At 76.1% G+C, this 9,997-nt stretch carries 10 protein-coding genes; 2 read left to right on the top strand and 8 right to left on the bottom strand.

Annotated elements, in window-relative coordinates; translation table 11 throughout:
- Positions 1 to 116 precede the first annotated feature (116 nt).
- From ABEB16_RS08110 to ABEB16_RS08100, 3 genes are read right to left on the bottom strand one after another with little or no spacing between them, the layout of a single operon-like run.
- On the bottom strand, positions 117 to 353 hold the full coding sequence (locus ABEB16_RS08110) for an acyl carrier protein (protein ID WP_345711755.1): 237 nt from the start codon (positions 351 to 353) through the stop codon (positions 117 to 119).
- Positions 350 to 2,344, bottom strand: coding sequence for an HAD-IIIC family phosphatase (locus ABEB16_RS08105; RefSeq protein WP_345711754.1), 1,995 nt, complete (start codon positions 2,342 to 2,344; stop codon positions 350 to 352). The genes ABEB16_RS08110 and ABEB16_RS08105 overlap by 4 nt, the downstream gene beginning before the upstream one ends.
- Positions 2,341 to 2,991 (bottom strand): serine O-acetyltransferase, encoded by a 651-nt coding sequence (locus ABEB16_RS08100; RefSeq protein ID WP_345711753.1) that lies wholly within the window; start codon positions 2,989 to 2,991, stop codon positions 2,341 to 2,343. Before ABEB16_RS08100 ends, ABEB16_RS08105 begins: the two co-directional genes overlap by 4 nt.
- 369 nt (positions 2,992 to 3,360) lie before the next feature.
- Between ABEB16_RS08100 and ABEB16_RS08095 the strand changes: the two genes are divergently transcribed.
- Positions 3,361 to 4,884 carry a SulP family inorganic anion transporter gene (locus ABEB16_RS08095; RefSeq protein ID WP_425560138.1) on the top strand — a complete coding sequence of 508 codons (1,524 nt, stop codon included), beginning with the start codon at positions 3,361 to 3,363 and terminating at the stop codon, positions 4,882 to 4,884.
- Between the two features lie 27 nt (positions 4,885 to 4,911).
- On the opposite strand, the gene ABEB16_RS08090 is transcribed toward ABEB16_RS08095, so the two are convergent.
- From ABEB16_RS08090 to ABEB16_RS08070, 5 genes are all read right to left on the bottom strand, one after another.
- Positions 4,912 to 6,399 carry a PH domain-containing protein gene (locus ABEB16_RS08090; RefSeq protein ID WP_345711752.1) on the bottom strand — a complete coding sequence of 496 codons (1,488 nt, stop codon included), beginning with the start codon at positions 6,397 to 6,399 and terminating at the stop codon, positions 4,912 to 4,914.
- The gene (locus ABEB16_RS08085; RefSeq protein ID WP_345711751.1) at positions 6,396 to 6,902 is read right to left on the bottom strand and encodes a PH domain-containing protein; all 507 of its coding nucleotides are present in this window, start codon (positions 6,900 to 6,902) and stop codon (positions 6,396 to 6,398) included. Before ABEB16_RS08085 ends, ABEB16_RS08090 begins: the two co-directional genes overlap by 4 nt.
- Positions 6,903 to 6,999: 97 nt before the next feature.
- Entirely contained in the window at positions 7,000 to 7,956 is a 957-nt protein-coding gene (locus ABEB16_RS08080; protein WP_345711750.1) for an ABC transporter substrate-binding protein, read from the bottom strand.
- Positions 7,957 to 8,050: 94 nt separating this feature from the next.
- Complete coding sequence (locus ABEB16_RS08075; RefSeq protein ID WP_345711749.1) at positions 8,051 to 8,815, bottom strand: ABC transporter permease; 765 nt, start codon at positions 8,813 to 8,815, stop codon at positions 8,051 to 8,053.
- On the bottom strand, positions 8,812 to 9,558 hold the full coding sequence (locus ABEB16_RS08070) for an ABC transporter permease (RefSeq protein ID WP_345711748.1): 747 nt from the start codon (positions 9,556 to 9,558) through the stop codon (positions 8,812 to 8,814). Before ABEB16_RS08070 ends, ABEB16_RS08075 begins: the two co-directional genes overlap by 4 nt.
- Between ABEB16_RS08070 and ABEB16_RS08065 the strand changes: the two genes are divergently transcribed.
- Positions 9,532 to 9,997: ATP-binding cassette domain-containing protein (locus tag ABEB16_RS08065; protein WP_345711747.1), on the top strand; the 466-nt coding region annotated here is incomplete at its 3' end. The genes ABEB16_RS08070 and ABEB16_RS08065 overlap by 27 nt on opposite strands.

Raw genomic sequence — 9,997 nt, 5'->3', positions numbered from 1 at the left:
GGCCCCACTCTGCGGGGCGAGGGCACCGGCTGCCACCGGACGCCGCACCCGCCGTCCGCCAGGTGCCCCGCGCCGGGTCGCGCCCGCCCGATCGCGAGGGCGGGCGCGGGGCGCGCTCAGGCGGCCGCGGCCTGCTCCAGGAACCGGCGCAGCTCCCCGACGTCCCGGAAGGAGGCGAGCTGGTCGTCGCTGAACCGCACGTCGAACTCCTGCTCCAGCGTGAACATGATGTTGATGTGCGCCAGCGAGTCCCACCCGGGCACGTCGGCCGCCGTCATCTCGTCGCGCAGGACGAGCTCGTCGTCGCCGAGCACCTCGCGGACGACCTCCTGCATGCGCTGCTGCGTGCTCACCGGACCCCCTCCTGGACCACGTCCACGGCTCGTCCCCCCACCTTCCCCATCCCGTGCGCGGACGTCCCGCGCACATCCGCCACCCGCTCGCGGGCGATCGCGCCCGGCGCCGGGAGGTCCGCCGGCAGCCGCAGCTCCCAGCGGGTCGTGCCGTCCTCGTCACCGCTCGTCCGGGTGAACCCGAGCCGGGCGTACAGGTCCGCCACCTGGGAGTTCTTCGCGGACGGCACGTAGGTGCCCGTGATGCGCGCGCAACCGAGCGCGGTGGCCCGCGCCACGAGCTCGCGCAGCATCTCCTCCTCCAGGGTGCGGCCGATGACGCGGCAGCTGAGCAGCCACGTGTCGACGTCCAGGGCGTCGCCGTCGGAGCGGGCCAGCAGGACGCCCACGACGCCGTGGTCGGCGAAGCGGTCCCGCAGCCGCACCACCTGCGCCGTCCACGCCTCGTCCGCCGCCAGCGCCTCGACCTCGGCCTGGCCGCGGCGGCGGGTCGTGAGGTTGAACTGGTTCGTCTTGCCGATGAGCTGCGCCACCCGCGCGACGTTCGCCGGCCCCAGGTCGCCGAAGGTGGCGCGCATGTCCAGGCTCGCGAGGAACCCCTCCAGCGAGCCGGCCTCCGCCTGCAGCGCGGCCGTCTCGGCGCGGGCGCGGTACTGCGCGGTGCGGGCGGCGTCGTCGTCGGTCAGCGCGGCCGTCTCGAACCACGGGTACTCCGCCAGCGCGCGGACGTAGCCCGCGGGGTCGGGGGGCAGCGGCACGACGTCCACCTCGGGGGTGAGCTGGCGCACGGCCTCGCGCTCGGCGGGGTTGTCGTCGACGAACACCAGGGAGTCCAGCCCGATGCCGAGGCCGGCGGCGATGCGGCGCAGCGCGGCGGGTTTGTCCGCCCAGCCGGCCTCCACCACCGCGAGGTCGTCCAGCCGCACCAGCATGTCGGTGTTCTGCTCGAACACCTCCTGCACGTCGGCGGGGTCGTTCTTCGTGCAGACCGCGAGCACGACGCCCTTGTCCTTCAGCTGCAGGACGTAGCGCTGGAACGCGCTGTACGCCTCCCCGACGGGGCCGCCGCCGACGGCGACGCCGTGCGGGCCGACCTCGCCGAGCACCCCGCCCCACAGCGTGCCGTCCAGGTCGAGGACGAGGCACTTGCGCGCCAGGCCGAGGCCGCCGGTGACGACCGCGGCGGTGTGCCGGGCCAGCAGCGGGACGCAGCCCAGGCCCACCGCCTGCTTGGCGAGGTGGAGGTAGCGGGCGTCGAACCAGGCGCGCTTGCCCGCCAGGCCGGCGAGGCGCTCGCAGTCGACGACGCCGACGCCCGCGGCGGCCGCCGCCTCCCCGAGGCGGACGTTGAGCAGCTCGAGCATGGCGTAGCGGGAGCCGGGGGTGCGGGCGGCGAGGTGGCCGAGGGCGACCTCGGGCGGGATGGCGATGGTGTGCTGCACCACGCGGGCGCCGAAGCGCTCCTGCAGCTGCCGCCACAGGCCCGTCCAGCGGGCCAGCTCCGCCTCGACGGCCGCCGCGGGGTCGTCGGTGCGCTCGGGCAGCGCCACCTCGCCCTCGTGGACGGCGAGGACGACGACCTCGGGGGCGAAGGCGTGCAGCGCGCTGGAGGGGTCGAGGACCTCCGTGCGGTACTGCCCGTAGCCGGTCTCGCGGACCTCCAGCTCGGCGCCGGCGCGCAGGCCCGCGAGGGGCAGCAGCGCGGTGAGCTGCGCGGTGGTGTAGCTGCCGAGGACCGCGACGCGGGCGCGGCGGGCGGGTGCGGGCAGGGCGGCGCGGCAGCGCTGCACGATGCGCTGGGCGGTCGTCCAGCCGGCGAGGTCCTCCCCGGCGTCGGTGGCGGCGAACGCCCAGCGCACGGCGACGGCCGCGTCGCCGGCGGCCTCGTGGGCCCTGGCCAGCTCCAGGCAGGCGCGCAGCGAGGGGACGGGCTCGGCGGAGACGGCGGCCACCGCGGCGGCCAGCCGCTCGGCGACGGGCACCGCGCTCACGACACCTCCCCGCGGGAGGCGGGTACCGCGTCGGGCTGCGGCTTGAGGATGCGCGCCGGCGGGCTGAAGGCGGTGGCCCCCGCCGGCACGTCGACGGTGACGAGGGCGTGCGGGCCGACCTTGGCGCCGTCGCCGACCTCGATGGGTCCCAGCAGGGACGCGCCCGCGCCGATCTCGACACCCCGGCCGATGCGGGGCACGTCCTCGCGGGAGGAGTGCGTGCCGGTGAAGCCGATCGTCACGTTGTGCCGGATGACCGTGTCGTCGCCGACGACGCAGAAGGCGGGGATCTGCACGCCCTGGTGGTGGCCGATGCTCACCCGGCGGCCGATGACCGCCTCGTCGGCGATCTCGGTGCCGTAGACGCCGCGGATCAGCAGGTTGTTGAGCAGCCGGTGCACGACCTTGACGCCGGTGCGGGCGGCACCGGTGCGCGTCAGGCCCCAGTGGCCGACGCGGTGCACCCAAAGCGCGTGCAGGCCGGGCCTGGTGAGGTCGCGGTAGTGGGTCTCGTAGTCCTCGCGCAGCAGCCGGAGCAGGGGCGCGGTGGTGGCCGCCCCGCCGGAGCCGTGCCGGGCCGCCTCGCGCCGCCGGCGGGTCGGTGCCGCCCCCGCGGCCGGTGTCTGCTGCGCCGTGGTGTCGCTCATCGCGTCGTCCCCCCGTCGTGTCCGCGCCCGTGGCGGCAGACCGCCCGCGCGCTCCCCCTCAGCCGCGCACGGGCACAGCCGCCGGCGCCGGTGCGACCCGCGCGGTGCTGCGCGCCGAACGTACTGCAGCGGGGCGCTCGCGCCCCATGGCCGCCGCGTGAACCGCAGGTGTGGGGATCGGGGTGGCGTCGCGGTGCTGGGTGGGCTGCGGGCGCGCAGCGGCTGGTCATGGTGGTCCCCCCTCGGGCATGGTGGAGCAGCGGCCCGCTCCGCCGGCGCCGCCGACTCAACCCTAACGTTAGGGTAGGGATGCGCCCACCGAGTTTCCGCCGCGCCGCGGCCCACCGGGGCGCCGGCTGGAGGAGACCGTTGCCCACGAGCGCCACCGCGCCCGAACCCCCACGCCCGCCCGAGCGCACCACCCGGCCGGCACCGCGCCGCGGCCCGCGGCCGACACCCCGCACGCTGCGCACCGAGGTCCTCGCCGGACTCGTCGTCGCCCTCGCGCTCATCCCCGAGGCGATCTCCTTCGCGGTCATCGCCGGCGTCGACCCCCGCGTCGGCCTCTTCGCGTCGTTCACGATGGCCGTCACCACCGCCGTCGTCGGCGGCCGGCCCGCCATGATCAGCGCGGCGACGGGCGCGGTGGCCCTCGTCGTGGCCCCCCTCGTGCGCTCCCACGGCCTCGACCACCTGCTCGTCGCCGTCGTGCTCGGCGGCCTCGTGCAGATCGCGCTCGGCCTGCTGGGGGTGGCCCGCCTCATGCGCTTCATCCCCCGCAGCGTCATGGTCGGCTTCGTCAACGCCCTGGCGATCCTCGTCGCCACCGCCCAGCTGCCCCACCTCGTCGGCGTGCCGTGGGCCGTCTACCCCATCGTGGTCGCCGGCATCGCGATCATCCTGCTCGTCCCCCGCCTCACCACCGCCGTGCCCGCACCGCTCGTCGCGATCGCGGTGCTCGGCGCGCTCACCGCGGTGGCCCACGTCGACGTGCCCACCGTCGGGGACCAGGGCGCGCTGCCCCGCAGCCTGCCCTCCCCCGTCCTGCCCGACGTGCCCTGGACCCTGCAGACGCTGCAGGTGGTGGCCCCCTACGCCCTGGCCCTGGCCCTGGTCGGGCTCATGGAGTCCCTCATGACCGCCAAGCTCGTCGACGACATCACCGACACCGGCTCGGACAAGACGCGCGAGGCCGTCGGCCAGGGCGTCGCCAACGTCGTGACCGGGGCCTTCGGCGGCATGGGCGGCTGCGCCGTGATCGGCCAGACGATGATCAACGTGAAGGCCTCCGGCGCCCGCACCCGGCTGTCCACCCTGCTGTCCGGCGTCTTCCTCCTCGTGCTCGTCGTGCCCCTCGGCGACGTCGTGGCGGCCATCCCCATGGCCGCGCTCGTCGCCGTCATGGTCCTGGTCGCGGTCACCGCCTTCGACTGGCACTCGGTGCACCCCGCGACGCTGCGCCGGATGCCGCGCAGCGAGACCACCGTCATGGTCGTCACCGTCGCCGCCGTGCTGGCCACCCACAACCTCGCCATCGGCGTCGTGGCGGGGGTCCTCACCGCCTCCGTGCTCTTCGCCCGCCGCGTCGCCCACCTCGTCACGGTCAGCGCCACCACCGACGACACCGGCCGGCGGGTCTACACCGTGCACGGCGCGCTGTTCTTCGCCTCCAGCAACGACCTGGTCCACCAGTTCGACTACGCCGGCGACCCGGAGCACGTCGTCGTCGACCTGTCGCGCTCCCACGTCTGGGACGCATCGACGGTCGCGGCGCTCGACGCCGTCACCACCAGGTACGCCACCCGCGGCAAGACCGTGGAGATCGTCGGGCTCAACGCCGCGAGCGCGGCCATGCACGAACGCCTCGCCGGCCACCTCGGCGGCACGGGCTGAACCGGGCGCGCCGGCCGGCCGGGCCCGTCAGGGGCGCGGCTGCATCCAGCGCTCCGGACCGGAGGCCGCCCGCGCCGTCCGCGCCCGCACCGCCTGCTCGACCAGCAGCTCCGCCGCCACCCCCGCCGCCAGGTGCCGCACCCGCGGCGAGACCGGCCCCGGCGTGGAGTGCAGCTCCACCCCGGCCAGCCCCAGCCGCCGCTGCCAGGGCCCCTGCCGCAGCGCCAGGCTCTGCGCCCGCTCGTGCGGCACCACGTCCAGCCGCCGGTGCACCACCCCGCTGCGGGCCAGGAACGCCCGCTCGGTGATCCGGAAGCCGTGCCGCCGCCAGCCCAGCGGGTCCAGCAGGCGCGCCGCGCGGGGCGCCGGGGTGAAGCCGCCCTCGCCGCCCCGGCCGGTGAGCCCCGCGGAGACCACGTCGAAGGGGGCCTCGTCGGTGCCCAGGTCCGGCAGCACCACCGCCAGCACCGCGGCCAGGTCCTGCCGCGTGCCCACCGGCAGCACGCACGACGTGCCGCCCGCGTCCTCGGCGCCCGAGCCGGCCGTGCCCGCCACGTTGACGTGCAGCCGCCACCAGTCCGCCCGCCGCCACAGCAGCGGCTGGGAGACCCGCAGCGCCTGCACCCGCCCCGGCGGCACCGTCTGGGCGCGGTGCTCCAGCAGCCCCGAGCGCACCCGCAGCCCGTCGGGGGACTGCGCCACCGAGAAACCGAAACCGCGGGAGAAGCGCTGCCACACACCCGTGGCCAGACCGACGAAGACCGGCAGCGCCCCGACCAGCGGCGCGGTGCTGCGGGTCAGCACCACCGCGACGACCAGGCCGGCCAGCGCCAGCACCGCCGCGATCGTCAGCAGCGAGCACAGCACCGACAGCAGCAAACGCTGGACCGGCACCTCCACGACGCGGTGCTCCGGCGCCTCGGGCGCCTCCTCCCCCTCGGCGTAGCGCACGCCCGCGGCGGCGGCCAGCAGCGCGTTGCGCACCCGCTGCGCGTCCTCCTCCTTCAGGTAGGCCAGCTTCACCGCGCCGCCGCTGCTGCCCGCCACGTCCAGGCGCAGCTCGGCCAGGCCGAACAGCCGGCCCAGCAGCGGGCGCACCACGTCCACCGCCTGCAGCCGGTCCAGCTGGGCGCTGCGGTGCTGGCGGTAGAGCACCCCCGTCTCCAGGTGCACGGCGCGGGAGTCGATGCGGTAGCGGGTGCGCCGCCACGCCAGCAGGCTCCAGCCGGTGCTGAGCAGACCCAGGACGAGCAGACCGCCGAAGACGACGGCCAGCAGCACCCACGGGGACACCGACGGGTGCAGCAGGTGCTCGACGTTCTGGTGCACCAGCACCGCGAGCACCACCGCCAGCGCCTTCCAGCCGCGCAGCAGCGGGGTGACCGGGTGCAGCCGGCGCCAGCCCGCGTCCGCGAGCACCTCCCGCGCGCCGGGGTCCACCGAGGCCGCGTCGACCACCTCCAGCGCCGGGGCGGCGGCCTCGGGAGCCGGGTCGGCCGGCTGCTGCGTGCTCACAACCCCGCCAGCCTCGCCTCACCGCGCGCGGCCAGCCGGTCGCGCAACCGCGCCGCCTCCTGCGGCGGCAGGCCCGGGATCACCGCGTCCGTGGACGCCGAGGCGGTGTGCAGCTGCAGGGTGGCGATGCCGAAGCGGCGGTCCACCGGCCCGGCCTGCACGTCGACGAACTGCATCCGCCCGTACGGCACGACGACCAGCGTGCGGAAGAGCAGCCCGTGCCGCACGAGCAGGTCGTCGTCGCGCTCGGCGTAGCCCCAGGCCGGCACCTGCCGCCCGATGAGCCACCACTGCCAGGCCGCCGTCAGCGCGACGGCGAGCACACCGAGCCAGAACCACCCGCTGACCAGCACGGCGAGGACCGCCAGCCCCAGCAGCGGCACGACCTGCAGCCCCGTGCGCACCGCGCGCCGGGCGGTGACCAGGCGCGGCGACAGGCGCGTCCAGACCACCCCCGCCGGGTCGAACGGCTCGGCGGCTGCGGCAGGCCCGGCGGGTGTCACCCGCCCAGCCTGCCAGAGGGGGACCGCACCGCACGATCACCCGGCGCCACCACGGCGATCCGGCAGCGACCCCGGCGCGCCTGCGCGGCGGCCCGCCTCAGAGCAGACCCGCGGACTCCACGTACTCCTTGGCGACGTCCTCCGGCTTGCGGCGCTCGCCGTCCACCGCGACGTTCATCTCCGCCAGGTCCTCGGTGGTGAGGACGTCGGCGAGGGCGTCGAGCGCCTCGGCGATCTCCGGGTCCCCCGCCTGCTCGGTGTTGACGACCGGCACCAGGTTGTCCGCGGCCTGCAGGCCCTTGTCGTCCTCCAGCAGCACGAGGTCCTGCGCCGCCAGCGTGCCGTCGGTGGTGCCGGTCAGACCGAGCTGCGCGGTCCCCGCGACCACCTTCTGCTTCGCTGAGGCGCTGCCGTACGGGTCCCCCGTCACGTCGGCGACCTGCAGCCCGTACACCCGCTCCAGGCCCGGCTGGCAGAAGGTGTTCTCCACGCAGTCGTCACCGGCGGCCAGCACCACCGGCCGGCCGAGGGCTGCGAGCTGGCTCAGCGTCGTCACCCCGTTCTCCTCCGAGAACGCCTTCGTGACGTAGAAGCCGTTGGAGTTGCGCGCCTGGGCCGGCTCCAGCACGGTCAGGCCCCGCTGCTCGGCCAGCGGGCGCATCGCCGCGACCGTCGCGGCCGCCTCCGACGTCGCGATCGGCGCCGCGGCCTCGCCGTTGACCGTCTTGTTGAGGTACTCGGCCATGGACGCGGCGTACTCGGGCACCACGTCGACGTCACCGGACTCCAGCGCCGCCGCGTAGACCGCGCGCTCGCCGGCGGGCTTGATCGTCACCGTGTAGCCCTTGGCCCGCAGCAGCTCCGCGTACACGTTCTGCATGATCGACATCTCGCTCGCCGAGGAGCCGCCGACGACGAGCTCCCCCCCGCCCGACCCCGAGGGGGAACCGGACGAGGAGGTGGCCTCCCCGGAGACCTCCGAGGGGCTGGAGCAGGCCGCGGCCACCAGGACCAGGCCGGCCACGGCCGGGGTGAGCAGGGCACGTCGTCGCATGGATCGCACGAGGGGTACCGCCTTCTGTGTCCCGCGGGCGGGCTACCCCGCACCACGCGTGTCCGGCCGGCGGTGGGTCCGCGCCCGACCGCCGTCAGGGAGCAGTGAACCCCAGTGCGGCGACACCGTCCTCGGCGGGCGGTGCCCCGGCGCGCCGCCGCGAACCGCGCCGGGCCCGGCCCACCCGGTCCAGCGACCGCTGCAGCAGCACCAGCACGCCCTCCACCGCCAGCGCCAGCACCGCGATGAGCAGCGCGGCGCCCAGGTAGCGGCTCGGCGTGTACGTGACGAACCCCTCGCTGACGATGCGGCCCAGCCCCGGCCCGGCCACCAGGCCCGCCACCGACGCCGTCGCCACCGTCTGCAGCGCCGCCAGCCGCACCCCGGTGAGCAGCAGCGGCACCGCCAGCGGCAGCTCCACCCGCAGCACGAGCTGGCGCGCGCTCATCCCCATGCCCCGGGCGGCCTCCACGGTCGCGCGGTCCACCTCCCGCATCCCGGTGTGGGTGTTCGTCAGCAGCGGCGGCAGCGCGAACAGCGCCAGCGCCACCACGACCGAGACGTCCCCGGGCCCGAACGGCGCCGGCAGCATGAACAGCAGCGCGATGAGCGCCAGGATCGGCACCGCCCGGCCCACGTTGCCCACCGCCACCGCCAGGCCCCCGCCGCGGCCGGTGTGCCCCAGCAGCACGCCCAGCGGCACGGCGACGACGACGGCGACGGCGACGGCCACGCCGCTGAGCACCACGTGCTCCACCAGCCGCTGCCACAGCCCGCCCTCCCCCTGCCAGCTCGCCGGGTCCGACAGGTAGTCCGCGACGAGCTGCACCCAGCCCTGCTGGGCGGCCGCGGCCCTCACGCCGCCTCCTCCGCCGGCAGCAGCGGCTCGGGCGCCCGCGCCGCCCGCGCGCGCGGGCGGCGCACCAGCAGGCGCTGCAGGGCCAGCAGCAGCAGGTCCGCGACCACCGCGATGAGCACCACCAGGACCGCGGCGGTGAGGACCTGGGAGCGGAAGTTCGTCTGCTGGCCCTGGATGAGCAGGGTGCCCAGCCCGCCGAAGCCCACGATGCCCCCGATGGTCGTCATCGCGACGGTGGAGACCGTGGCGACCCGCAGGCCGGCCAGGATCGCGGGCACCGCCAGCGGCAGCTCCACCCGCAGCAGCAGCCGCGCCGGGCCGAAGCCCATGCCGCGGGCCGCGTCGACGACCTGGGCGGGCACCCCGTCCAGCCCGGTGACCGCGTTGCGCAGCAGCACCGCCACCGAGTACAGCGCCAGCGGGACCACCACCGTCCACGGCGTCAGCCCCGTGAAGGGCACCATGACGGGGATCAGGGCCAGCGACGGGATGGAGTACACCACCGTCGAGCCGCCCATCAGCAGGGCCTTCACCGGCCGCCACCGCCGCGCCAGCAGCGCCAGCGGCAGGGCCAGCACCAGGCCGGCGGCCACGCTGAGCAGCGTGATCCACACGTGCTCCCACGTCGCGGCCAGCAGCTCCGGGCGCCGGGAGGTGAGGTACTCCGGGCACAGCCAGTCGTTGCGGACCAGGCAGCCCTCGGAGAGAGTTCGGGCATGAGCGCCGAGACCACCGAGCAGCACGCGCCAGACGCTACCGGTGACGTCGCCATCCGTCTCGAGGGCGTGAGCAAGCGCTACCCCGACGGCACCACGGCCGTCACCGACCTCACCCTGGACGTCCGGCGCGGGGAGGTGGTCGCGCTCGTGGGCCCCTCCGGCTGCGGCAAGTCCACCACCCTGCGGATGGTCAACCGCCTCGTGGAGCCCACGGCGGGCACGGTGAGCATCGACGGGCAGGACGTGCGCCGCTCCAACCCCGTGCAGCTGCGCCGCGGCATCGGCTACGTCATCCAGTCCGGCGGGCTGCTGCCCCACCTCGACGTGCGCACCAACGTGAGCACCGTGCCCAGGCTGCTGGGGTGGGACGCCGCGCACTGCCGGCGGCGGGCCGACGAGCTGCTGGAGCTGGTGGGCCTCGACCCCGCCGAGCACGGCCGGCGCTACCCGCACGAGCTGTCCG

Origin of the sequence: Kineococcus glutinatus (assembly GCF_039542765.1) — a bacterium.
In the GTDB taxonomy this organism is placed as follows: domain Bacteria; phylum Actinomycetota; class Actinomycetes; order Actinomycetales; family Kineococcaceae; genus Kineococcus_A; species Kineococcus_A glutinatus.
Note: the sequence above shows the minus strand (reverse complement) of the source record. Positions and strands in the feature narration are given on the sequence as shown.

Bases quoted from the DNA above. Each gene is read 5' to 3' on its own strand.
- ABEB16_RS08100 (WP_345711753.1), bottom strand. From the start codon at position 2,991: ATGAGCGACACCACGGCGCAGCAGACACCGGCCGCGGGGGCGGCACCG.
- ABEB16_RS08080 (WP_345711750.1), bottom strand. From the start codon at position 7,956: ATGCGACGACGTGCCCTGCTCACCCCGGCCGTGGCCGGCCTGGTCCTG.